Origin of the sequence: Micromonospora sp. WMMB235, assembly GCF_001855515.1 — a bacterium.
Classification (GTDB): Bacteria; Actinomycetota; Actinomycetes; order Mycobacteriales; family Micromonosporaceae; genus Micromonospora; species Micromonospora aurantiaca.
In genome coordinates, this window is record NZ_MDRX01000001.1 from 4,733,459 (window position 1) to 4,756,099 (window position 22,641).

20 protein-coding genes are annotated in these 22,641 nt (G+C 74.7%); 11 read left to right on the forward strand and 9 right to left on the reverse strand.

The features are described 5' to 3' along the window. Positions 1 to 17: 17 nt before the first annotated feature. The 3 genes from BFV98_RS20810 to BFV98_RS20820 form a co-directional block, all read right to left on the reverse strand. Positions 18 to 629, reverse strand: a complete 612-nt coding sequence (locus BFV98_RS20810; protein ID WP_013289007.1) for a TetR/AcrR family transcriptional regulator — start codon at positions 627 to 629, stop codon at positions 18 to 20. Positions 630 to 735: 106 nt separating this feature from the next. Continuing rightward, entirely contained in the window at positions 736 to 1,479 is a 744-nt protein-coding gene (locus BFV98_RS20815) for a metallophosphoesterase (RefSeq protein ID WP_071097509.1), read from the reverse strand. A gap of 228 nt (positions 1,480 to 1,707) precedes the next feature. Next, positions 1,708 to 2,385 carry a Crp/Fnr family transcriptional regulator gene (locus tag BFV98_RS20820; protein WP_007466162.1) on the reverse strand — a complete coding sequence of 226 codons (678 nt, stop codon included), beginning with the start codon at positions 2,383 to 2,385 and terminating at the stop codon, positions 1,708 to 1,710. Between the two features lie 219 nt (positions 2,386 to 2,604). Here BFV98_RS20820 and BFV98_RS20825 point away from each other — a divergent pair, with 219 nt between their 5' ends. The 6 genes from BFV98_RS20825 to BFV98_RS20850 all read left to right on the forward strand — a co-directional run bounded on the left by BFV98_RS20825 (position 2,605) and on the right by BFV98_RS20850 (position 8,069). Next, positions 2,605 to 3,330, forward strand: coding sequence for an adenosylcobinamide amidohydrolase (locus BFV98_RS20825; protein ID WP_071098952.1), 726 nt, complete (start codon positions 2,605 to 2,607; stop codon positions 3,328 to 3,330). A gap of 106 nt (positions 3,331 to 3,436) precedes the next feature. Then, positions 3,437 to 4,657 (forward strand): CapA family protein, encoded by a 1,221-nt coding sequence (locus BFV98_RS20830; protein WP_255368184.1) that lies wholly within the window; start codon positions 3,437 to 3,439, stop codon positions 4,655 to 4,657. 59 nt (positions 4,658 to 4,716) lie between these two features. After that, a complete protein-coding gene (nth, locus tag BFV98_RS20835) occupies positions 4,717 to 5,496 on the forward strand; it encodes an endonuclease III (protein ID WP_013289003.1) in 780 nt (259 codons plus the stop codon). Beyond that, complete coding sequence (locus BFV98_RS20840; RefSeq protein ID WP_071097511.1) at positions 5,496 to 6,125, forward strand: TlpA disulfide reductase family protein; 630 nt, start codon at positions 5,496 to 5,498, stop codon at positions 6,123 to 6,125. The genes nth and BFV98_RS20840 overlap by 1 nt, the downstream gene beginning before the upstream one ends. Next, entirely contained in the window at positions 6,122 to 6,814 is a 693-nt protein-coding gene (locus BFV98_RS20845) for a CoA pyrophosphatase (RefSeq protein ID WP_013474985.1), read from the forward strand. Before BFV98_RS20840 ends, BFV98_RS20845 begins: the two co-directional genes overlap by 4 nt. A 76-nt stretch (positions 6,815 to 6,890) precedes the next feature. After that, positions 6,891 to 8,069: a MarP family serine protease gene (locus tag BFV98_RS20850; protein ID WP_071097512.1), complete on the forward strand. Its 1,179-nt coding sequence runs from the start codon at positions 6,891 to 6,893 to the stop codon at positions 8,067 to 8,069. Between the two features lie 15 nt (positions 8,070 to 8,084). Here BFV98_RS20850 and BFV98_RS20855 read toward each other — a convergent pair whose 3' ends face one another. The 4 genes from BFV98_RS20855 to eccCa form a co-directional block, all read right to left on the reverse strand. After that, the gene (locus tag BFV98_RS20855) at positions 8,085 to 8,810 is read right to left on the reverse strand and encodes a phosphatase PAP2 family protein (RefSeq protein ID WP_071097514.1); all 726 of its coding nucleotides are present in this window, start codon (positions 8,808 to 8,810) and stop codon (positions 8,085 to 8,087) included. Positions 8,811 to 8,840: 30 nt separating this feature from the next. Further along, complete coding sequence (locus BFV98_RS20860; protein WP_071097515.1) at positions 8,841 to 9,635, reverse strand: phosphatase PAP2 family protein; 795 nt, start codon at positions 9,633 to 9,635, stop codon at positions 8,841 to 8,843. Positions 9,636 to 9,675: 40 nt separating this feature from the next. After that, complete coding sequence (gene mycP / locus BFV98_RS20865) at positions 9,676 to 10,989, reverse strand: type VII secretion-associated serine protease mycosin (RefSeq protein WP_176921711.1); 1,314 nt, start codon at positions 10,987 to 10,989, stop codon at positions 9,676 to 9,678. 88 nt (positions 10,990 to 11,077) lie between these two features. Continuing rightward, positions 11,078 to 15,016 carry a type VII secretion protein EccCa gene (eccCa, locus tag BFV98_RS20870; protein WP_071097519.1) on the reverse strand — a complete coding sequence of 1,313 codons (3,939 nt, stop codon included), beginning with the start codon at positions 15,014 to 15,016 and terminating at the stop codon, positions 11,078 to 11,080. Positions 15,017 to 15,121: 105 nt separating this feature from the next. Between eccCa and eccD the strand changes: the two genes are divergently transcribed. After that, positions 15,122 to 16,504: a type VII secretion integral membrane protein EccD gene (gene eccD / locus BFV98_RS20875; protein ID WP_013474990.1), complete on the forward strand. Its 1,383-nt coding sequence runs from the start codon at positions 15,122 to 15,124 to the stop codon at positions 16,502 to 16,504. A 58-nt stretch (positions 16,505 to 16,562) separates the two neighbouring features. Here the strand turns inward: eccD and BFV98_RS20880 are convergent, their stop codons facing one another. After that, entirely contained in the window at positions 16,563 to 17,069 is a 507-nt protein-coding gene (locus BFV98_RS20880) for an inorganic diphosphatase (protein WP_013288994.1), read from the reverse strand. Positions 17,070 to 17,586: 517 nt separating this feature from the next. On the opposite strand from BFV98_RS20880, the gene dacB reads away from it, so the two are divergent. From dacB to tilS, 3 genes are all read left to right on the forward strand, one after another. After that, positions 17,587 to 18,990: a D-alanyl-D-alanine carboxypeptidase/D-alanyl-D-alanine-endopeptidase gene (gene dacB / locus BFV98_RS20885; RefSeq protein WP_174361825.1), complete on the forward strand. Its 1,404-nt coding sequence runs from the start codon at positions 17,587 to 17,589 to the stop codon at positions 18,988 to 18,990. 66 nt (positions 18,991 to 19,056) lie between these two features. Continuing rightward, on the forward strand, positions 19,057 to 20,124 hold the full coding sequence (locus tag BFV98_RS20890; protein WP_013288992.1) for a zinc-dependent metalloprotease: 1,068 nt from the start codon (positions 19,057 to 19,059) through the stop codon (positions 20,122 to 20,124). Positions 20,125 to 20,230: 106 nt separating this feature from the next. Beyond that, the gene (tilS, locus tag BFV98_RS20895; RefSeq protein ID WP_071097520.1) at positions 20,231 to 21,181 is read left to right on the forward strand and encodes a tRNA lysidine(34) synthetase TilS; all 951 of its coding nucleotides are present in this window, start codon (positions 20,231 to 20,233) and stop codon (positions 21,179 to 21,181) included. A gap of 117 nt (positions 21,182 to 21,298) precedes the next feature. Here tilS and BFV98_RS20900 read toward each other — a convergent pair whose 3' ends face one another. Further along, the gene (locus BFV98_RS20900) at positions 21,299 to 22,258 is read right to left on the reverse strand and encodes a GlxA family transcriptional regulator (protein ID WP_071097522.1); all 960 of its coding nucleotides are present in this window, start codon (positions 22,256 to 22,258) and stop codon (positions 21,299 to 21,301) included. A gap of 150 nt (positions 22,259 to 22,408) precedes the next feature. Here BFV98_RS20900 and BFV98_RS32320 point away from each other — a divergent pair, with 150 nt between their 5' ends. Then, positions 22,409 to 22,546 (forward strand): hypothetical protein, encoded by a 138-nt coding sequence (locus BFV98_RS32320; RefSeq protein ID WP_018786602.1) that lies wholly within the window; start codon positions 22,409 to 22,411, stop codon positions 22,544 to 22,546. Positions 22,547 to 22,641: the final 95 nt, after the last annotated feature.

The window sequence follows — 22,641 nt, forward strand, 5'->3', positions numbered from 1 at the left end:
GGTGGGGCGTCAGGGGATCAGTGCCGCTCGCTCTCGGGGGTGAGCAGCGCGGCGAGCTGGCGTTTCCAGGTGTGCAGCAGGGCGGCGCGGCGGGGCGAGTCGTCGCTGAGCAGGTTGGCCACGCCGAGGCCGCGGAGCAGGTCGAGGGTGGCCTGCACCGACTCGCGTACGCCCGGCTTGCGCTCGTCCACACCGAGCAGCTCGACGGTGAGCCGGTGCATCTCGCGGCCGATCCGCGCCTCCAGCGGCACCAGCGCGGCGCGCAGCTCGGCGTCGGTACGCGCGGCCACCCACAGTTCCAGCGCGGCCACGAACAGCGGGCCGGTGAACGAGGCGGCGAGCAGGTCGACCACGCCGTCGAGCCGCTTCGGGCCGACCGGCAGGTGCGCCGCCTCGGCGCGCAGCTCCGCCGCCCGGCGCTCGGTCAGGTGCGTGACGGCGGCGGTCACCAGGGCGGCCTTGGTGGGGTAGTGGTGCAGCTGGGCACCCCGGGAGACGCCGGCGTGGGCTGCCACCACTGTCGTCGTGGTGCCGGACCAGCCGTGCTCCACCAGGCACTCGACAGTCGCCTCCAGCAGCCGGGCCTGGGTGGCACGGCTGCGCTCCTGCTGCGGAACTCGGCTCGACACGCAGACAGCGTGCCCCGCCCAAAACAAACAGTCAAGCCTGACTTTTTCTGAAAGGAGGGGGCCCTTGTTAACGCCTGCGGTAGAGGAAGGGCCCCTTGTTAACGCCTCAGCGGCCGTCGCGCGGAGCGAAGACGGTGAGCGCGTCGGCGTCGGAGTGGCGGGAGCGGACGTACTCGTCGGCCCAGGCCGCCGCATCAGGGAACGTGGACTCGGCGGCGACCCGGGCGCAGGCGGCGTCCACGTCGAAGCGGGTCCGGCGCAACTGCACGCCCGGGCCGAGCAGCGCCCACCAGGCACCGGCGCCCCCGTACGGCATGCCGACGCTGCCCGGGTTCACCACCAGGCGGCGATCGGCCAGCCGGGTGAACGGCATGTGCGTGTGCCCGCAGACCACCGTGCCGACCTCGGCCGGCAGGCCGGCGAAGACCTCGGCCCAGCGGTCCAGCCGCGAGTCGACGAGCACGACCTCCTCGTCGTCGCGCGGGGTGGCGTGGCAGAACAGCACGTCGCCCAGATCGGTGACCGGCAGCGTGACGGACGGCGGCAGCGCTGCCAGCCGGGCCACCTGGTCGTCGCGGAGCTGCCCGGCGGCCCAGTTCGAGACGGCGATCGGGGAGGACCTGCCGGCCCGCGCCTGCACCAGCTCCCGGTCGGCGTTCCCGCCGACCCAGCAGGCCCGGTCACCGAGCGCGGCCAGCCGGTCCAGCACCTCGACCGGCTGCGGACCGGCCGCCAGGTCACCGGTGAGGACGATCAGGTCGGCGGCTGCCACGTCCGGCTCGGCCAGCACTGCTTCCAGCGCGGGCAGCACACCGTGGATGTCGGAGAGGACGGCGACGCGATGAGGCATCGTCCCAGCCTGGCGACACCGTTGCGGGAGCACCAAGCGATTCTGCGGCGGGCAGAGACGGCGCCGGCCACCCCGCGCCCTGACGGCACCGGCCCGCTCAGAGGCGGCAACGGTCCCGGCTTGGGCAGAGACGGCATCGGCCCGGCCTGCGCAGAAGACGGCAGCAGAGGACGGCATCGGCCCGGCTCCGCGCGGTGGCGGGCCGGGCCGGGAAGCCGGTACGGAGGGTCAGACCCGCGCGCGGCGGGCCAGGCGCTCCGGGTCGAGGATGATGATGCTCTTGCCGTCCAGCCGCAGCCAGCCGCGCGAGGCGAAGTCGGCCAGCGCCTTGTTGACGGTCTCCCGGGAGGCGCCGACGAGCTGGGCGATCTCCTCCTGGGTGAGGTCGTGCGTCACGCGCAGCACGCCGCCGTCGCGGGTGCCGAACCGGCCGGCCATCTGGAGCAGGTTCTTGGCGACCCGGCCCGGTACGTCGGTGAAGATCAGGTCGGCGAGCGAGTCGTTGGTCCGGCGCAGCCGGCGGGCGAGCACCCGCAGCAGCTGCTCGGCGATCTCGGGCCGGTTGTTCAGCCACGGCCGTAGCGCCTGCTTGCGCAGCCGGACCAGGCGGGTGTCGGTGACCGCCGTGGCCGTCGCCGTACGCGGACCGGGGTCGAAGAGCGACAGCTCACCGACCATGTCCGACGGGCCCATCACGGCGATCAGGTTCTGCCGGCCGTCCGCCGCGCGGCGACCCACCTTGATCTTGCCGGACAGGAGGATGTAGAGACTGTCGCCGGGCTCGCCCTCGTTGAACACGATCTCGCCCTTGCGGACCTCGATCGTCTCCATCTCCTTGGCGAGCGCCTCGGCAGCCTCCGGGTCGACACCCTGGAAGATCCCGCTGCGGGCCAGTACCTCGTCCATCGCGCACCTCCGCCTGCGCGTGCCGTCCGTCGGCCGGGTCTGCCGTCCGCTGATCCCTCGCGCGCCGCCAGTCTAGGCGCACATGAGCAGGAATCAGAGGTGCACCCCTGGAATCTTGATCGTTGGGCGTAACCCACCCGACCTGGGGAGCGGCTAAGATCCCGCCCCCGGCACGGGCCGGCGCCACCCGTTCCCACCTGTGATCGTAGGGTGACCGGCGTGCTGTGTGAGCCGTTCCTGACCAGCCGGTCCGAATCCGGGTGGGACATCCCGATGCTGGCCTGGCGGGCCGAGGCCCCGCTGCTGGCGGTCGGCTCCGCGCCGCTGGGCGGGGGGATCGGCGTCCGCCGGTGGGTGCTGAACGCGACGGTGCCCATGTCGTACGACCGGGACGACCCCGCCGCGCACCTGGCCGAGCTGGCGCACGGCCTCGACCTGGACGGCCCCGGGGTCGGGCTGCTGACCGGCGTGGACGTGAGCGAGGTGGTCCGCCGCACGGACGGCGGCGTCCGCGTCTGGGCGACTGTCGGCCTGGGCACGCCGGTCTGGGCCGCCGCCCCCGAGCCGGCCACCGTCGCACCCGAGCCGTCCGCCGTGCCCGAGCCGGCGCCGTCGGCCGCGAGCGAGCCGGCCCGGCCCGCGCAGCACGTCGGCACCGTCAACATCGTCGTGTACGTCCCGGTGCGGCTCGGCGACGCCGCCCTGGTCAACGCCGTGGCCACCGCCACCGAGGCGAAGGCCCAGGCGATCTGGGAACTCGGACTGCCCGCCACGGGCACCCCCACCGACGCGGTGACGGTGCTCTGCCCGGCCGACGGCGATCCGGCCCCGTACGGCGGTCCCCGGTCGGCCTGGGGCGCACCGCTGGCCCGGGCCGTGCACGCCGCCGTCCGCTCGGGCGGCGCCGGGACCGTGGTGCCCTGGTCCGACCGGCGGGCGGGCTGACGTGGGCCCGGCACACGCGACACGCCGGGTTTTCCGACCGATCGGCCCTCGTCGCGGCGTTCCGGGGACGGTAGCGTCGCCGACGATGTACGCTTCCGCCCGCTCTGTGCCCCGTACCCTCCGCGCCGCCGTCGCCGGACCGCCAGCCGCCGTGCCCGGCCCGCGTCGTGCGGTGCTCGGCCGAGGCCTGGCCGCGTTCGCCGCGCTCGTCGCCGTCCTGTTCGTCGCCGGCTGCGGCGACGCCGCCGGCGGGTCCGGCAACGACCCCCGGTGGCAGACGGGACAGGGCGGCGGATCGACCGGCTCGGCCGGGCCGGCCACCGGTGACCAGCCGGCCGCGCCTGATGCGTCGAAGGAGCCGTCGATCTCGCTCACCGCGACCGGTGACGTGATCATGGGCAACGCGCCGGACCGGCTGCCCCCCAACGGCGGCAAGGGCTTCTTCGACGACGTGAAGTCGGCGCTCAAGGGCGACCTGGTGATGGGCAACCTGGAGGAGCCGCTCACCGACGACACCGGCGCCGGCAAGTGCGGCCCGGAGCCGAAGAACTGCTACCAGTTCCGCGCGCCGCCCGGCTACGCCGCACACCTGCGCTCGGCCGGGTTCCAGCTGCTCAACCAGGCCAACAACCACGGCTACGACTACGGCCGCCAGGGCTACGAGAACACCCAGTCGGCGCTGGAGGCGCACGGGCTCAAGCACACCGGCGCGCCGGGCGAGATCACCGTGGTGGACGTCAAGGGCATCAAGGTCGCCGTGGTGGGCTTCTCGTCGTACCCCTGGTCCAACAGCCTGGTCGACCTGAACGCCGCCAAGCAGGTGGTCGAGATGGCCAAGGAGCAGGCCCAGATCGTGGTGGTGCAGGTGCACATGGGCGCCGAGGGGGCGGACAAGACCCGGGTGAAGCCGGGCACCGAGATGTTCTTCGGCGAGAACCGCGGCGACCCGATCCGCTTCTCCCGGACCGTCATCGACGCCGGCGCCGACCTGGTCATCGGGCACGGCCCGCACGTGCTGCGCGGGATGGAGTTCTACAAGGGGCGGCTGATCGCGTACAGCCTCGGCAACTTCGCCGGTGGCGGGAAGTCGCTGAACAGCTCCGGCCGGCTCGGCTGGGGCGGCGTGCTCAAGGTGTCGCTCACCGCCGACGGGACGTTCGCCGGTGGCACGTTCACCTCCACCGTGATGAACGGTGTGGGCCGTCCCTCGGTGGACCGGCAGAACCGCGGCCTCGGACTGGTCCGCGACCTGAACCGGTCCGACTTCCCGGACACCGGCGCGAAGCTCGACGGGACCGGCAAGATCACCGCACCGGCGGGTGGCTGAGCGCACGCCCGCCGCGCCGAGCCGCCGGAGCGTCGGCCCCGCGACGTAGGCTGGCCGACGTGACCACGCGCTCCCCCGAGACCGACCTCGGCCGTACGCGCCGCGCCCGGCGCATCGGCCGCGTGCTGACCGAGACGCACCCCGACGCGCACTGTGAACTCGACCACGCCAACGCGCTGGAGCTCGCAGTGGCGACGATCCTGTCCGCCCAGTGCACCGACAAGAAGGTCAACGAGGTCACGCCGAAGCTGTTCGCCCGCTACCGCACCGCCGCCGACTACGCCGCGGCGGACCGCGCCGAGCTGGAGGAGCTGATCCGGCCCACCGGGTTCTACCGCAACAAGACCAGCTCCCTGATCAACCTCGGGCGGGCGCTCTGCGAGCGGTACGACGGCGAGGTGCCCGGGCGGCTCGACGACCTGGTGACCCTGCCGGGGATCGGCCGCAAGACCGCCAACGTCATCCTCGGCAACGCCTTCGGCGTCCCCGGCATCACCGTCGACACCCACTTCCAGCGGCTGGTGCACCGGTGGCAGCTCACCACCGAGACCGATCCGGTGAAGATCGAGCACGCGATCGGCGCGCTCTACCCCAAGCGCGACTGGACGATGCTGTCGCACCGGGTCATCTTCCACGGCCGCCGGGTCTGCCACGCCCGCAAGCCGGCCTGCGGCGCGTGCACGCTGGCGAAGCTGTGTCCCGCGTACGGCACCGGGCCGACCGAGCCGGCCGCCGCGGCCAAGCTGCTCAAGGGCCCCCGCGCCCGTGACCTGGCGGTGGCCGTCGGCCTCGATCCCGACCTGGTGCCGCAGCAGGCGGCAGCGGCGGACGTGCCGTGATGCGCCGGCTCGCGTACCTTCTCGTCCCGCTGCTGCTGGCGACGGCGGGCTGTACCGCCACCGCCGAGGAGCCGGAACGTCCCGCGCCCGCCACCCGGGCCGAGCGCCCCTCGCCGTTCGCCGACTGCGCCCCGCTGACCGTCGCGCCCGCCGCCGCGTCCCCGACGTCCGCCGGGAAGGCCGCGTCCCCGACGCTTGCAGGGAAGGCCGGGGACCAGCTCCCCGACCTGACGCTCAACTGCTTCACCGGCGGCGCGCCGGTGAACCTGCGCGACGTCAAGGGCCCGGCGGTGATCAACGTGTGGGCGTCCTGGTGCCCGCCGTGCCGCAAGGAGCTGCCCGCGTTCCAGCGGCTCAGCGAGCGGGCCGACGGCCGGTTCCAGGTGATCGGCGTGAACAGCCGGGACAGCCGCGGCGGCGCGCAGTCCATCGGCGAGGACTACGGCGTCGACTTCCCGATGCTGCTCGACCAGGGCGACGCGTTCCAGCGCGCGCTGGAACGCAACGCGTTCCCGCTCACAGTGCTGGTCGACGCCGGCGGCCGGATCCGGCACACCGACGCGACCGGCGCGCTCGACGACGCCCGCCTCGCCGCGCTGCTCGAACGTCACCTCGGGGTGCGGGTATGACCCGACGGCCGCCGCTGTGGTTCGACCCGCTGCTGGGCCGGCTCGGCACCGCGCGGGCGGAGGACTTCACCCGCATCGTCACGCCGTCCAGCGGCGGCCGGGAGAGCGCCGTACTGGTGCTGCTCGGCGAGGAGCCCGGCGCCGGGCCGGACGTGCTCGTCCTCCAGCGCGCCGCGACGCTGCGCAACCACGCCGGGCAGCCGGCCTTCCCGGGCGGGGCGGCCGACCCGGAGGACGCCGACGCCCGCGCCACCGCGCTGCGCGAGGCGAACGAGGAGGTCGGCCTCGACCCCGGCAGCGTCACAGTGCTCGCCGAGCTGCCCCGGCTCTGGATCCCGGTCAGCGACTTCGTGGTCACCCCGGTGCTCGCCTGGTGGCACGACCCGCACCCGGTGCACCCGCGCGAGCCGGCCGAGGTCGCGCACGTGGCCCGGCTGCCGGTCACCGAGCTGGTCGACCCGGACAACCGCATGCGGGTACGCCACCCGAGCGGCTGGATCGGTCCCGCCTTCTCCGCACGCGGCATGCTCGTCTGGGGCTTCACCGCAGGCGTGATCGACCGGCTGCTGGAGATGGGCGGCTGGTCCCGGCCCTGGCCGCACTCGCGTGTGGTGGATCTGCCGCCCGTGGACGCCACGCCCGCTCCGTCGGCGGGCACCGAGGCGGCCGACGAGAGCCCGGTGCGCTGATCACCCGTACGCATCCCCGGGTCACGTTCCGCGAGCGCTGAGCCGAGCACGGGCCCCGTGCCCGTACCCTTGGGGCGTGTCCGCCGTGGATCTCGTCCTTCTTCTGCTCATGCTCGTGTTCGCGATCAGCGGATACCGTCAGGGTTTCGTCATCGGGGCCCTGTCGTTCTCCGGCTTCTTCCTCGGAGCGCTGCTCGGCCTCCAGGTCGGGCCGCTGATCGCGCAGCAGTTCGCGGCGAGCGGCACACGTGTGCTGATCTCCCTGGTGGCGATCTTCGGGCTCGCGGTGCTGGGGCAGGCGCTGGCGGGCTGGCTCGGCTCGAACCTGCGGGCCGCCATCACCGGCCCGGCCGGCCGGAAGATCGACGACGTCGGCGGCGCGTTCATCTCGGTCATCGCGGTCATGCTCGTGGCGTGGCTGGTCGCCGTGCCGCTCGGCTCCTCCTCGGTGCCGTGGCTGGCCTCCTCGGTCCGCAACAGCGCGCTGCTCACCGTCGTCGACCAGGTGCTGCCGGACAAGGCGCAGGACCTGTCCACAGCGCTGCGCGACACGGTCGACACCAACGGCTTCCCGGACGTGTTCGGCGACCTCGCGCCGACCCGGGCCCGGCAGGTGGCACCGCCCGACCCGGCGCTCGCCAACTCCCAGGTGGTGCAGAACAGTAGGCGGTCGGTGGTGAAGGTGCTCGGCTCCGCGCCGAGCTGCTCGCGCCGCATCGAGGGCTCCGGTTTCGTGTACGCCGACGACCGGGTGATGACCAACGCGCACGTGGTGGCCGGCACCCGCTCGGTGGCTGTGGAACTGCGCGGCGAGCGGTACGACGGCGAGGTCGTCGTCTACGACCCGGACCGGGACCTGGCGGTGCTCTACGTACCGGGGCTGTCCGGGCCGTCGCTGCGCTTCGCCGCCGGCCCGGCCGCCACCGGCGCTGACGCGATCGTGCTCGGCTTCCCGCTCGACGGCCCGTACGACGCCCGCCCGGCCCGGATCCGGGACGTCGACCGGATCACCGGCCCGGACATCTACTCGGCCGGTGACGTCAACCGGGAGATCTACACGATCCGGGCGCTGGTGCGCAGCGGCAACTCCGGCGGCCCGCTGGTCTCCTCGAACGGTCTGGTGCTCGGCGTGATCTTCGCGGCGGCGGCGGACGACCCGAACACCGGTTTCGCGGTGACCGCCGCCGAGGCGCGACCGGTGGCGCTCGCGGGCGCGGAGCGTACCCGGGGAGTGGCGACCGGCGACTGCACCTGAGCCGGCCGGCGGCGCTCAGCCACCCGCCGATGCTCCCGCCGGTGTCGCCTCGTGGCCCGAGCGGGACAGCGGCAGCCGGGCGCGGCCCCAGGTGAGCGTGCGGTCGAGTACCGCCCGCGCCATGATCGCCACGCACGCGCCGCCGTTGAGGAACGAGGCGACCACGTCGCTCGGGTGGTGCATGCCCCGGTACATCCGGGTGAGCGCCACGCCGATCGGCACCAGCACCAGCAGCGTCCACCAGCCGACCTTGGCCGGGGTGCTGCGCGCCCGCAGCGCCAGCAGCACCGCGAGACCGACGTAGAGCGCCGTGGCCGCCGAGGTGTGCCCGGACGGGAAGCTGGACGTGGGCGGGGAGGCGTCCATGTGCGCGACGGCCGGGCGGTTCCGGTCGATGGCCATGGTGGTGAACAGGAAGATCAGCGCCTGCGCGGTCACCGCCGCGCACAGGAACAGCGGCTCCCGCCAGCGGTGCAGCACCAGCCGCAGCACCAGCGCCGCCAGCACCGTCACCACGACGATCATCTGGGTGCTGGCCAGCGTGCTGAACACCAGCGAGACGTCGTTCCACCCCGGCGTCCGGTCGCCGGCCAGCTCACGGTTGACCGTGTCCTCCACGGTGAACGGCCAGGTACGGGCCAGCACCCGGGTCACCAGCAGGCCCAGGCCCACCATCAGCGCGAAGAGCAGGGCCAGCGGCAGCAGGACACGCCGGGTGACTCGGATCACGACATCGGACATGGGCACGCCTGTACCCCGGCGCGGGTCCGGCTACGCCCGGCCGCCCTCCGGCCGCTGGTCGGCCAGCTCCGGCTCGACCCCCTCACGGAGCGGACGGGCGGACGGCTGCCCGGATCCGCTGCGCCAGGTGGCGAAGCCGGCCGCTGTCGCGGCCACCACCGCCGCCCCGAGCACCCAGCCGCCCACCACGTCGCTGGTCCAGTGCACGCCCAGCGCGATCCGGCTGAGCCCGGTCACCACTGCGACCAGCACGGCGGCGGTCCACAGCGCGACCCGGCCCCGGCGGCTGTCCCGCACGAACGGTAGGAACACCAGCAGCAGCACACCCGCCGCCAGCGTGGCGTTGAGCGCGTGACCGGACGGAAACGAGTAACCGGCGGCCCGGGCCACCGGGTCGAGCAGATCCGGCCGGTCCCGGCCGACGAGCAGCTTGAGCAGCGCGCCGAGCAGCCCGCCGGCGACCATTGTGACGACCACCCAGATCGCGAGCCGGGGCGCGCCGCGCCGGACCAGCCAGACCACCACCACGACCGCGGCCACCCGCAGCGGCCCGGGCCCGAACACGTGCGTCCAGACCGTCATCACACCGACCCAGGCGGAATGGTCCTGCGCGTACCCGTGGAACGCGTCGGCGATCGAGGCGTCCAGCCGCAGCAGAGGCGGCCACGCGCCGAGCACCAGCAGCGCGATCAGGGCGAACGGCACCAGCACCAGGAACGCCGCGACCGCGGCCAGGGTGAGCCGCAGGCCCAGCGAGTGCTCGGGGTCGAGGCGGCGGCTCCGCCACGACCGCTGCCGCGTGACAGTGGCCCCGGTGGTGTCCATGGGGCTCTCCCTACCCATCCGAGGGCGGGATCAGACCGGTTCAGCGACGGGTCTGCCGGAACCGGCGAACCATCAACGCGGTGCCGGTGACGAGTGCGACGAACAGGGCCAGGCCGGTCCAGAGCCGTTCCGGGGCGGAGGCGTCCGTCTGGCCCGCCGGCCGGGCGTTCCAGCCCTCCGAGGAACGTCCCAGCGGGTCACCGCCCCGGCCCGCCGCAGCGGCCCGGGTGTCCCGCGTGTCGCCGGGCGCCGGCCCGAAGCCCACCACGCCGGGGGAGCCGTTGTCGTCGAGCGGGTTGTGGCCCACCGCCGGGACGTCGGCGGTGAGCGCGGCCACCGGATCGACAAGGCCGTAGCCGAACCGGTCGTCCCGGCCGGTCGGGCCGAGATCCCGGGCGGTGGTGATCAGCCGGTTCACCACGTCCCCGGCTGACATCTTCGGATACCGCGCGCGGACCAGGGCAGCCGTCGCGGCGACGAGCGGCGCGGCGAAGCTCGTACCCTGCACCCGCCAGTAGCCCTCCGGCCGGGCGCCGTAGAGCCCGGTGGCCGGGGCGCTGAGCACCGTCTCGTGACCCGTGATCGAGCCGGACCAGAGGTTCTCGCTGGTCCGCTCCAGCCCGGCGACCGCGAGCACACCCGGTTCCCGGGCCGGGTACCAGACCTCGGTGGTCGTCGAGGTGGCCAGATTGCCGGTGCAGGCCACCACCACCACGTCCCGGGCGAACGCGTAGTCGAGCGCCGCGGCCAGGGCCGGGTTGTCGCTGCCGCCGCCGAGCGACAGGTTGACCACCCGGGCGCCGTTGTCGACCGCCCAGCGCACCGCCTTGGCGATGATCAGCGCGTCGTCGTAGCGGTTCTCGGCGTCGAGGACCCGGACCGGAAGGATCTTGGCGTCCGGCGCGAGCCCCAGCACGCCCCGGTCGTCGTCGGCCCGCCCGGCGATAAGCCCGGCCACCGTGGTGCCGTGCCCCACCGGGTCCGGGCCGTCCGAGCCGTCCGGCGTAACCAGATCGAGGCCGGGCAGCACCTGGCCCGCCAGGTCGGGGTGGGTGCCGTCCACACCGGAGTCGATCACCGCGACCACCACGCCGCGCCCGGTCGAGGTGCGCCACGCGGTCTTCGCCCGCAACTCCTCCAGCTGCCACTGCTCGTCGCGTACCTGATCGGTGCGCAGCAGGCGGTCGGGGGACACCCAGGGACGCGCCACTGTGGCCGGGGCGGCGGGCGCGGCGTGGGCCGGCGGCGCCAGCGGACCGGCGACGGTGGCCAGCGCCGACACGGCGGCGAGCAGCGCGCGTCCGGCGCGACGCCGGGGCGGCCCACCGGGCGGTCCCTGCCGATCCCCTGTCACATTCCCCAGCCGTTCGGTCGCGTCAGACACATGCTGCACGGAGATTACCGGTTGTCCCGACCGTCACGGGGCAACTCCGCGAGGCGGATCACCCGGGCGGGAGATGCGCCAACTGCACCAGGCGCACCCCCTCCCGGCGCGTGACCAGACGCGCCCGCCCCGGGGGCAGCGGCCCGGCCTTGACCTGACCGACGAGCGCGCCCTCCTCCGGGCCACCCGACATCACCAGCCCGGCCGTGGACAGCTCGCGCAGCCGCTGCACGATCGGCTCGTACGCGGTCCGCCCGGCACCGCCGGTACGCCGCGCCAGCACCAGGTGCAGCCCGACGTCCCGCGCGTGTGGCAGATGCTCCTCCAACGCCCGCAACGGGTTCGTCGGCCCGCCTGCCACCAGGTCGTAGTCGTCGACGAGCACGAACAGTTCCGGTCCCTGCCACCACGACCGGCTGCGCAGCTGCGCCGGGGTCACCTCCGGCCCCGGCTGCCGCCCCTGGAGATAGCCGGCGGCCGACTCGATCAGCTCGGCGGTGTGCGGCGCCGCGGTCCCGTACCCGATCAGGTGCGGCGTCTCGATCACGCCCATCAGGCTGCGCCGGTAGTCCACGAGCATCACCCGGGCCTGCTCCGGGGTGAACCGGTTGACGATCGAGGTGGCGAGCGCCCGCAGGAACGACGACTTGCCGCACTCGGCGTCGCCGAAGACCAGGAAGTTCGGCTCGGTGGCGAAGTCCAGCACCACCTGGGACAGGTCCGCCTCGGCCACGCCGATCGGGAACGCCAGCCCGCTCGTCGCGCTCTGGTCCAGCTCGGCGTACGGCAGCACCGGCGGAAGCAGCCGCACCAGGGGCGCCGGCGGACCGGTCCACGCGCCGGCGAGCGCCTTGACCATGTCGGCGGTCTCCGCGCCCAGTGCCTCGACGCGGGGTTCGGCGGTGAGGAAGTGCAGTCCTCCCGCCGTGATGCCGCGTCCCGGACGCTCCTCCGGCACGGTTGCCGCCAGCGCGCGCTTGACCACCACCGAGTCGGCCGGGTCGCCGAGCCGCAACTCCAGCCGGGAGCCGAACAGGTCACGGATCGCCGGGCGGAAGTCCGACCAGCGCAGCGCGCTCGCCACCACGTGCACCCCGTACGCCAGGCCCCGGGTGGCGAGTTCGGTGACCAGCGGTTCCAGATCCTCGTACTCGCCGCGCAGCGTGTTCCAGCCGTCCACCACAAGGAACACGTCCCCGAACGGGTCCGGCGCGCCCGCCGCCCGCCGCCGTCGCCATGCGGCCATCGACTCCACACCGGCCTCGGCGAAACGCCGCTCCCGCTCGGCCAGCAGGCCGGCGACCTCGCCGACGGTACGGCGCACCGCGGTGCCGTCGGTCCGCCCGCTGACACCGCCCACGTGCGGCAGGTCGCGCAGCGTGCCCAGCGTCCCGCTGCCGAAGTCGAGGCAGTAGACCTGCACCTCGGCCGGGGTGTGGGTGAGCGCGAGCGCGCAGACCAGGGTGCGCAGCAGGCTGGACCGGCCGCTGCGGGTGGTGCCGACCACAGCGACGTGCCCGGCCGCGCCGTCCAGCGCCAGCCAGAGCAGGTCACGCCGCTGCTCGAACGGCTTGTCCACCACCGCCACCGGCACCTGGAGCGCCCCGTGCAGCTCCGGATTCGCCACCGTGAGCCCGCGTACCGGGTCGGTGCCGACCGGGCCGAGCAGCTCGTCCAGGGCGGGCGAGGCGTCCAGCGGTGGCAGCCACACCTGATGCGCCGGTGGGCCCTGCCCGGTCAGCCGGTCCACGAGCAGGTCCAGCAGCGTCTCGCCGCTGTCGTCCTCGGCGGGCGGGGCGACGGGCGCGGGCGGCTCGGGCACCGGGACCAGGTGGGTGGAGAACGCGAGCACACGCGCCTCACCGGCGCCGGACGCGCCCGCCCCGCCGCCGCGGCGGCGGACCGCGCCGGAGACGTACGCGGCCTTGAACCGGACCAGCGGATCGGTGCCCGAGCGCAGGTAACCGTGCCCCGGGCTGCGCGGCAGCTCGTGCGCGTCCGGCACGCCCAGCACCGTCCGGGACTCCAGCGCCGAGAACGTCCGCAACCCGATCCGGTACGACAGGTGCGTGTCCAGCCCGCGCAGCCGCCCCTCCTCCAGCCGCTGGCTCGCAAGCAGCAGGTGCACCCCGAGCGACCGGCCCAGCCGGCCGATCTGCACGAACAGGTCGATGAAGTCGGGCTTGGCGGACAGCAGCTCGGAGAACTCGTCGCAGATCAGCAGCAGCGACGGCAGCGGGGCCAGCGGCGAACCGGCCGCCCGGGCCCGCTCGTAGTCGCGCACGCTCGCGAAGTTGCCGGCCCGGCGCAGCAGCTCCTGCCGGCGCATCAGCTCCCCGTTGATCGCGTCCACCATCCGGTCCACCAGCGGCAGCGCGTCGGCCAGGTTGGTGATCACGGCGGCGGTGTGCGGCAGCCGCTCGAACGGCGCGAACGTGGCGCCGCCCTTGAAGTCGACGAGGACGAAGTTGAGCTGTTCCGAGCTGTGCGTGGCGGCCAGCCCGAGCACGAGCGTGCGCAGCAGCTCCGACTTGCCCGAGCCGGTCGCGCCGATCAGCAGGCCGTGCGGGCCCATGCCGTCCTGCGCCGACTCCTTCAGGTCGAGGTCGATCGCCCCGCCGTCGGCGCCCACGCCGATCGGCACCCGCAGCCGGTCCCGCGCGGCTCGGGGCGCCCAGCCCTGCTCGGCGGTGAAGCTCTCCGGGTCGCCGAGACCCAGCAGCTCGGGCAGACCCAGCTCGGCGCCGGGCGGCGCGTCCGGTCCGCGTACCGTGCCGGCCAGCCGCAGCGGCGCGAGCCGCCGGGCCACCGCCTCGGCGTCGGCGGGCGCCAGCGCGTCGGCGGCGCCCACTTCGGCGTGCCCCTCCGCGGAGTGCGAGTGCAGCCGGCCGTCGACCAGGTCGAGCAGGAGCGCGTACCGGTCGAGCAGCCGGGGCGGCGGAGTGTCCAGGTCGAGCACTGTGACCGCGTCGATGCCGCCGTCACCGGCCAGGTCGGTCGCGCCGGTCAGGTCACCGCCGTCGAGCACCACCACGACGTGCGGCCCGTCGGTGGCGGTGCCGTGCGGGCTGAACCGGGACCGGGCGCCGAGCACGTCGTCGAGCAGCCGTTCCAGGTCGGCGGCGGAGCTGGTGACCAGCCGCACCGGGCCCAGCGCGTCGGTGCGCGCCGGATGGTGGGCGTGCGGCAGCCACTTCACCCACTCCCAGGCGGTCCGGCGTTCCGGCCCGGCGCAGACCGCGATCAGCAGCTCGTCCGGCGCGTGGAAGACGGCGAGCTGGGTGAGCACCGCCCGGGCCAGCGCCTGCGCGGCGGGCGAGCCGGCGCCGCGTACCGGGCCGGCCGGGCCGCGCACGAAGACCCGGGCGAAACTGCGCAGCGACAGCGCCACCGGCAGGTCCGGCACCACCGAGTACGCGTCCAGGAAGCGCCGCAGCGCCCCGGCCGTCATCGGCTCCAGCTCCTCCAGCGGGCGGGTGATCGGCGGGACCAGCGGGGTGGCGAGCGTCTGCGGGCCCACACCGACCCGGACCACGGCGAAGTCCGGGTCGCCCGGCCGGCGCTCCCACACCCGGTGACTGTCGACTGTCGACCAGAGCCGCCCCGGTTCCGGATGGCGGTAGGACAGCCCGGCCCGCTGGGCGCCGGCGGTCTCCCGGACCCGGCGCCGGAGCGTGGCGAGGTGGCGCAGGTACTCCCGGCGGGCGGCCATCAGCTCGGACTTCTTCGGCCCGGCGCTGCCCCAGGTGGTGACCAGCATCGCCAGCGAGGAGAGGCCGAACATGCCGCCCACCACGTACGAGTAGGCCCCGCCGCCGCGGCCGAACATCATCGCCATGGCCACCGTCCCGCCGAGCATCGGCAGCACCATCAGCGCCTGCTGCCAGCGCCCACCGGTCGCGGCGGGGATCTCCGGCGGCGCCTCGACGGGCAGCTCACCGACCGGGATCTCCGGTGCCGGGCGGCGTGGCGGCCGCTTGATGACGACAGTGGACACTCACCCTCCCCGGAAGTGGCTCTGGGTAACCCGAACCTGGCTCATCGTAGGTAAAGTCCTCTCGTCCGTCAGCCCACTCCCTCCGCTCGATATGGAGATGCCTCGATGACAAGCGGGCTCGCCCGGGTCACGATCAGCGCGCCCAGGCGGCGGGTCGACGTGGCCCTCCCGGAGCAGGTGCCCCTGGCCGAGCTGTTGCCCGAGGTGCTCCGGCACGCCGGTGAGGGGCTGGCCGACGACGGGGAACGGCACGGCGGGTGGGTGCTGCGCCGGACCGACGGGGCGGTGCTCGCCACCGCCCAGGCGCTGCTGCCGCAAGGAGTGCGCGACGGCGAGGTGCTGCACCTGGTGCCGGCCCGCGCGCAGTGGCCCGAACTGGAGTACGACGACGTGGTCGAGGCGATCGTGGACGGCGCCCGGCGCCGGGGTGCCGCCTGGTCGGGCCGGGCCACCCGGGCCGCAGCGCTCGCCGGTGCCGCCGTACCCCTGGCCGTCGGCCTGGTCGCCGTGGTCGCGGGCGGGCCGGGCGCGCGCGGCTGGCCGGTCGCCGCGGCGGTCGCCCTGATCCTGGTGCTCACCGCCACCGCGGCGTCCCGGGCGTACGGGGACGGCCCGGTCGGCGCCACGCTCGGCGGGTACGCGCTGCCCTGGGCCGCGGCGGCCGGTGCGCTGGCGGTCACCTCCGGCGACCCGGTCGGCCCGATCCCCGGCCTGCGCTGGGTCGGCGCCCCCGAACTGCTGGTCGGCTCGGTGGCGCTGCTGCTGGTGGCGGTGCTCGGTCTGCTCGGCGTGGCCAGCCGGTCCCGAGTCTCCGTGGCCGGGGTGACTGTCGGCGTGGCAGGCGTGGCGGCAGCGCTCGGCGGGCTGCTGCTCGACCCGGACGGCACCGCCGCGGTCCTGCTCGCCGTGCTGGTGTTCGCGCTCGGCGGGCTGCCGTTGCTGGCCATCCGGGTCGGCAAGCTGCCGCTGCCGCCGCTCACCCTGCCCAGCCCGGCCGGCACCCGGGACCTGCCGGACCGGGGGCGGGTGCACGCGGCGGTGGCCCGCGCCGAGGAGGTGCTCACCGGGATGCTGCTCGGCCACGCGGTGCTCGCAGTCGGCGCGGTCGCGGTGCTCGTCTCCGTCGGCCGGACCGCCGGGCTGCTGCTCGCCGCCGTCGCCTGCGGGGTGCTGCTGCTGCGCTCCCGGCTGTTCGTGGCGGTACGGCACCGGGTGCCCGCTGTCGTCGCCGGGCTGGCCGGGTTCGCCCTGCTCGGCGTGGTGCTGGCCGAGCGGGCCGGTCCCGGTGGCCGCCTGGCGCTGACAGTGGGCGGGCTGGCCCTGGCACTCACGGCGGTCACCGCCGGCGCCACGTACGCCCGGCGCCCGGTCTCCCCGTACCTCGGCCGGCTGGCCGACCTGACCGACACCGCGCTCGTGGTCGCGGTCGTGCCGGTGGCCTGCGCGGTGCTCGACCTCTACGACCGGGCCCGCGACCTGCTCGCCTGAACACGCGCAAGGCCCGGGTCGCGAAGCGCGACCCGGGCCTCCGGTGAAAGCGTGAGCGTCAGTGCAGCGTCTCGCCGCGCTCCTCGGCCTCCTTGGCGCGCCGGTACGACGCGGCGATCTCCGCCTCGGCCTCGACCCGGCCCACCCAGGTCGCGCCCTCGACCGACTTGCCCGGCTCCAGGTCCTTGTAGACCTCGAAGAAGTGCTGGATCTCCAGCCGGTCGAACTCGCCCAGGTGGTGGATGTCGCGCAGGTGCTCCTGACGCGGGTCCTCGTAGGGCACGCAGAGGACCTTGTCGTCGCCGCCCTTCTCGTCCGTCATCCGGAACATGCCGATGGTGCGGCAGCGGATCAGGCAGCCCGGGAACGTCGGCTCCGGCACCAGCACCAGCGCGTCCAGCGGGTCGCCGTCCTCGCCCAGGGTGCCCTCGATGAACCCGTAGTCGGCCGGGTACTGCGTGGAGGTGAAGAGGGTGCGGTCCAGCCGGATGCGGCCGGTCGCGTGGTCTACCTCGTACTTGTTCCGGTGACCCTTGGGGATCTCAACCGTGACGTCGAAATCCATCTTCCACGCTCCCTCGTTTGCCCACGCTGGCTAACGGAAACCAGCGGCTCACCCCCGGCGCGGGGTGAACGCCCCCCGTCGGCTCCGGCCGCCGCATAGTGTTCGGACCGAAGTAGTGTCGCCCAAGGCGATTTCGAGCGGGGAGGAGGGGGCCGTGGGGAGGGAAGATTCACACTACCGCCCCGAGAGGGTTGACGGGCGCGGGTCCGCCGGTTCCGGTTCCGGCGGGGCCACCGGGCGGGTGTCCGTCCCTGGTGCGAACGTCCCCCATCGTCCGGCTCCGGCCACCGGGTCCGCCCGCGTCGGCCCGCCGCACCACGGCTCCGGCCCGGCGAGCGGCTCGGCCCGCGTCGGCCCGTCCCACGACCCGACGGCTCCGCTGAACTGGCCCGGCGCGCCGGACTCGATCCCGGTCAGCCCGCCGGTCCCGCCGGTCGGCGCCGCGCCGCCCGTACCCTCAGGGCCGCCCCCGGGCCGGCCGCGACGCGGCCGGCGGCTCGTCGCGGCGCTCGCCTGCGTGCTCGTGCTGGCCCTGGCGGTGGCCGGGCTCGCCGTGCTGCGCCCCGGCCCGGTCGCCGGGTGGCTGGGCGACGACGACAGCACGGGTACGGCGGTCGCCGCGCCGCCCGAGCCCTCCCCGCAGGCCGTGCTGGCCGGGCCGGACGGCAACGCCCCGCTGCCCACCGAGGCCGGCATCCGCACCGCCCTCGACCCGCTGGTCCGCGCCGCCGCGCTCGGCGACCGGGTGCACGTGTCGGTGGCCGACGTGAGCACCGGCCAGGCGCTCTACGGCAGCGGTCAGGACACGCCCACCGTGCCCGCCTCGGTGACCAAGCTGGCGACCGGCGTGGCGGTGCTCGCCGCGCGTGGCCCGGCCTACCGGATCCCGACCCGCGCGGTGGCCGGGGCGAACCCGGGCGAGGTGGTCCTGGTCGGCGGTGGTGACCCCACGCTCGCCGTGGACAAGAACGGCTTCTACCCGGGCGCGGCCCGGCTGGACGACCTCGCCGCCCAGGTGCGCGACGCGCTCGGCGGCACCGCGCCGACCAAGGTGATCGTCGACTCGTCGCTGTTCAGCGGCCCGGTCTTCGAGCCCGGCTGGGACGCCGACATCCCCACCGGCGGTTTCGGCGCGGCGATCACCGCGTTGATGACCGACGGCGCCCGGAAGAACGCGGCTGAGGCGCGGCGCACCGCCGAGCAGACCAATCACGCCGCCGAGCGGGTGCCGCAGCCCGACCTGACCGCCGGCCGGCAGTTCGCCAAGCTGCTCGGCCTGACCGGCGGCGCCGCCCAGGTGACCCGGGGCACCGCGCCGGGCGCGTCCGGCGCCACGGGTACGGCCCCCGGCGCCGAGCTCGGAAAGGTCGAATCACTGCCGATGATCCGGCTGGTCGACATCATGATCAGCGACAGCGACAACGTGATCGCCGAGGCGATGGCCCGCCAGGTGGCGCTCGCCAAGGGCAAGCCCGGCTCGTTCGCCGGCGGCGCGGCCGCCACCGACCAGGTGCTCGGCGAGCTGGGCCTGCCCGCCGGCGAGATCAGCCTGGCCGACGGCAGCGGGCTGTCCCGCACCAACCGGATCAGCCCCTCGCTGCTCACCGACCTGATCACGCTCGCCGGCAACGGCAGCCACCCCGAACTCGCCGCGATCTTCGGCGGTCTGCCGGTCGGCGGCTGGTCCGGCACGCTCGACGAGCGCTACCGCGCGGCGGCGACCCGCGCCGGAGCGGGCGTCGTCCGGGCCAAGACCGGCACGCTGAGCGGCGTCAACGCGATCGCCGGCACGGTGACCACAGCCGACGGCCGGCTGCTCACGTTCGCCGTGCTCACCGACCGGACCCAGGGCTCGCTGGACGACACCCGGGCGGCGCTGGACCGGATCAGCTCCGCGCTGGCCGGGTGCGGCTGCCGCTGACCGACGGGCGTCGATAGGCCGGCGCGAGCCCGGGTGGGGGTGTTCCGGCGCGGGTACGGTGGGTTCATGGCGCAGTTCGTGGACTGGGATCTGGCCGCCGCGACAGCGGGGGCGCTGAGCAAGTCGGGCCCCCGGGTGTCGTACGCCGAGGCCACCGACGTGGTCGGCGACCTGCGCCGGCTGACCGAGGAGGCGGCCGGTCACGTCGCCGACTACACCGGCCTGCGTGCGCAGGTCGCGCACCCGCCGGTACGCGTGGTCGACCGCCGGGACTGGGCGGCGGCGAACATCGCCGGGCTGCGTGAGGTGGTCTCCCCGCTGGTCGAGCGTCTCTCCGGGGACAAGCGGCCGGGCGCGCTCACCGAGGCGATCGGCTCCCGGGTCACGGGTGTGCAGGCCGGCACCGTGCTGGCTTACCTCTCCGGCCGCGTGCTCGGCCAGTACGAGGTCTTCGCCGGCGACCCCGGCCAGCTGCTGCTGGTGGCCCCGAACATCCTGGAGGTCGAGCGGAAGCTCGGCGCCGACTCGCGTGACTTCCGGCTCTGGGTGTGCCTGCACGAGGTGACCCACCGCACCCAGTTCACCGCCGTGCCGTGGATGCGCGCGTACTTCCTCGGCGAGGTGCAGGCGTTCGTGGACGCCTCCCAGGGCGGCGAGCACCTGCTGGAACGGCTCCGACGCGGCGTGGCGACGCTCTCCGACGCGGTCAAGGACCCGGAGAGCCGGGCCAGCGTGCTCGACATCGTGCAGACCCCGGCGCAGCGCGCGGTGCTGGACCGGCTGACCGCGCTGATGACGCTGCTGGAGGGCCACGCCGAGTTCGTGATGGACGGCGTCGGCCCGCAGGTCATCCCCAGCGTCGAGTCGATCCGGGCGGCGTTCAACCGCCGCCGCGAGTCCGGCAACCCGCTGGAGAAGGCGATCCGGCGGCTGCTCGGCATCGAGGTCAAGATGCGCCAGTACGCTGAGGGCCGCAAGTTCGTGCACGGCGTCGTCGACCGGGTGGGCATGCAGGGCTTCAACAAGATCTTCTCGTCCCCGCTGACGCTGCCCCGCCTGGACGAGCTGGGCGACCCGGACGCCTGGGTGTCACGCGTACACGGGCCCGCCGGTGCCACCCCGCCCGTCGGCTGATCCGGCCGGTTCGGCTGGTCCGCTCGGTCCGGCTTCTTCCGCGGGCCGGGCGGATTCCGGCGCCCGGTCGCGCCGCTCGCCGTCGCCCGCTCCCGCCGTCGCCGCCGTGCGGCTCGCCGTCCGCCGGGTGCTGACCGGCCTGCCCGGCGGCGGCCCGGTGCTGGTGGCCTGCTCCGGCGGGGCCGACTCGCTCGCGCTCGCCGCCGCCGCCGCGTTCGTGGGCCCCCGGCTCGGACGGCAGGCCGGCCTGGTGACGGTCGACCACGGCCTGCAAGCCGGGTCGGCGGAACGGGCCGAGGCGGTCGCCGACTGGGCCCGCGCCGAAGGGCTCGACCCGGTCGAGGTGCTTCCGGTACGCGTGGACGGCCGGCCCGGCGGTCCGGAGGCGGCCGCCCGCGAGGCCCGGTACGAGGCGCTGATCGCGGCCGCCCACCGACTCGACGCAGTCGGTGTGCTGCTCGGGCACACGCGCGACGAGCAGGCCGAGACAGTCCTGCTGGCGCTGGCCCGGGGCGCCGGACCGCGCGGGCTGTCCGGGATGCCGGAGCGGCGCGACGTCGACGGGGTACCCCTGCTGCGCCCACTGCTCGACGTCCCGCGCGCCGACACCCGGGCCGCCTGCGAAGCACTCGGGCTCGACCCGTGGGCGGACCCGCACAACGCCGACCCCGCGTACGCCCGGGCGCGGGTCCGGGCCGACGCGCTGCCGGCACTCGTCGACGCGCTCGGGCCGGGGGTGGTGGCGAACCTGGCCCGGACCGCCGGACTGCTCGCGGCCGACAACGCCGCGCTCGACGCGCTCGCCGACGCCGCGCTCGCCGACGCCCGGACCAGGGAGGGCGGGCTGTCCGTAGCCGGGCTCGCCGAGTTGCCGGCCGCCGTCCGTACCCGGGTGCTGCACACCTGGGCCCGCGAGCTGGGCGCCGCGCCGGCCGCGCTGTCCCACAGGCACGTGGCCGCGCTGGACGCCCTGGTCACGGAGTGGCGCGGACAGGGCCCGGTGCACCTACCCGGCAACCACCAGGTACGCCGCCACGCGGGTCACCTCCTGCCCTGACCCGAGCGGGCGGCCCCCTTACCCCCGTTGATCAAGGCCTTTTGGTCACGTTCCGGCCCTCCCCAGCCCGCAAACTCCTTGATCACCGCTCCAGAGGCGCCGACGGTGTGGGGTGGGTCAGGTGGTCTGGCGGTCTCGGAAGGTGGTGCGGTAGGCGAGCGGGGTGGTGCCCACCCGGCGGGTGAAGTGGTGCCGCAGCGCTGCCGCGTCACCGAAACCGGCCTGCTCGGCGACGCCCTCCACGCTCAGTGACGTGTCCTCCAGCAGGTGCCGGGCCAGCAGCACCCGCTGGTTGGTCACCCAGTCGTGCGGGGTGGTGCCGGTCTCGGCGCGGAACCTGCGGGCGAACGTACGTGGGGCCATCCCGGCGCGCGCCGCCAGCTCGTCCACTGTCACCTGTCGCCGCAGGTGTCCCATCAACCATTCCAGCACCGGTTCCAGCGTGGGTGCCTCCGGCGCCTTGGGGATCGGCGCCTCGACGTACTGCGACTGGCCGCCGTCGCGGTGCGGCGGCACCACCATCCGGCGGGCCAGCCGGGTCGCCACCGCGGAGCCGTGCTCCTGGCGTACCAGATGCAGGCAGGCGTCGATGCCGGCAGCGGTGCCTGCGCTGGTGAGCAGCCGGTCGTCCTGCACGTAGAGCGAGTCGCACTGGACCCGGGCGGCCGGGAAGCGCTGCTGGAGTTCGTCGGTGTACCGCCAGTGGGTGGTGCAGTCGCGCCCGTCCAGTACGCCCGCCTCGCCGAGGACGAACGCGCCGGCGCAGACGCTGAGCAGCCAGGCGCCCCGGTCGGCGGCGCGGCGCAGCGCGGCGAGCACCGGCTCGGGGACCGGGGTGCCGTCGGCGTGCGCGGGGACCGCCACCAGGTCGGCGTCCTCGACCGGGCCCAGGCCGGCGGTGGGGGTGAGCAGGAACCCGGAGCGGCTGCGGACCGCGCGGCCGTCGGCGGTGCAGACGTCGAACCGGTATCCGGGGAAGCCGTCGGCGGTGCGGTCGGTGCCGAAGACCTCGGCGAGCACGCCGAGTTCGAACGCGGCGACGTGGTCCATGGCGATGACGGCGACCGAGCGGAGCATGTGACGAGGGTAACCCGACAGGTGGCAGGAAATCGATGTCCGACGACATTCCTGCCACTGTCCGGATCGGTCGGTGGCCCGCAGAATCAATGGTGTCCGGTGCGCACCGGCGGCGAAAACAGTCTCAACCATGCGAAAGCGAGCGCCGCCATGACCGTTCTGCTGCTCCTGCTCTTCCTGCTCCTTCTCGTCGGCGCCAGCGCCTTCGGGTTCACCGCCGACACCCGCGACTCGGCCGACTGGAAGCCGAGCGACGACGGGCAGCGCTGGCGCTCCCGTACCTGCTGAGGTGATTTATTCAGTTCGCGCCGAAAATCCCCGGCGGGACCGCGCCAAAAGGGGCGGCCCCGCCGACGGCGGCGCGGGGGCGTACGGCAGGCTAG

Excerpts from the sequence above, each read along its gene's own strand:
- BFV98_RS20815 (WP_071097509.1), bottom strand. The coding sequence starts at position 1,479 with ATGCCTCATCGCGTCGCCGTCCTCTCCGACATCCACGGTGTGCTGCCC.
- BFV98_RS20820 (WP_007466162.1), bottom strand. The coding sequence starts at position 2,385 with ATGGACGAGGTACTGGCCCGCAGCGGGATCTTCCAGGGTGTCGACCCG.
- BFV98_RS20840 (WP_071097511.1), top strand. The coding sequence starts at position 5,496 with ATGCGCCGGCTCGCGTACCTTCTCGTCCCGCTGCTGCTGGCGACGGCG.
- BFV98_RS20845 (WP_013474985.1), top strand. The coding sequence starts at position 6,122 with ATGACCCGACGGCCGCCGCTGTGGTTCGACCCGCTGCTGGGCCGGCTC.
- BFV98_RS20855 (WP_071097514.1), bottom strand. The coding sequence starts at position 8,810 with ATGTCCGATGTCGTGATCCGAGTCACCCGGCGTGTCCTGCTGCCGCTG.
- BFV98_RS20860 (WP_071097515.1), bottom strand. The coding sequence starts at position 9,635 with ATGGACACCACCGGGGCCACTGTCACGCGGCAGCGGTCGTGGCGGAGC.
- eccD (WP_013474990.1), top strand. The coding sequence starts at position 15,122 with ATGACAAGCGGGCTCGCCCGGGTCACGATCAGCGCGCCCAGGCGGCGG.
- BFV98_RS20880 (WP_013288994.1), bottom strand. The coding sequence starts at position 17,069 with ATGGATTTCGACGTCACGGTTGAGATCCCCAAGGGTCACCGGAACAAG.
- BFV98_RS20890 (WP_013288992.1), top strand. The coding sequence starts at position 19,057 with ATGGCGCAGTTCGTGGACTGGGATCTGGCCGCCGCGACAGCGGGGGCG.
- BFV98_RS20900 (WP_071097522.1), bottom strand. The coding sequence starts at position 22,258 with ATGCTCCGCTCGGTCGCCGTCATCGCCATGGACCACGTCGCCGCGTTC.
- BFV98_RS32320 (WP_018786602.1), top strand. The coding sequence starts at position 22,409 with ATGACCGTTCTGCTGCTCCTGCTCTTCCTGCTCCTTCTCGTCGGCGCC.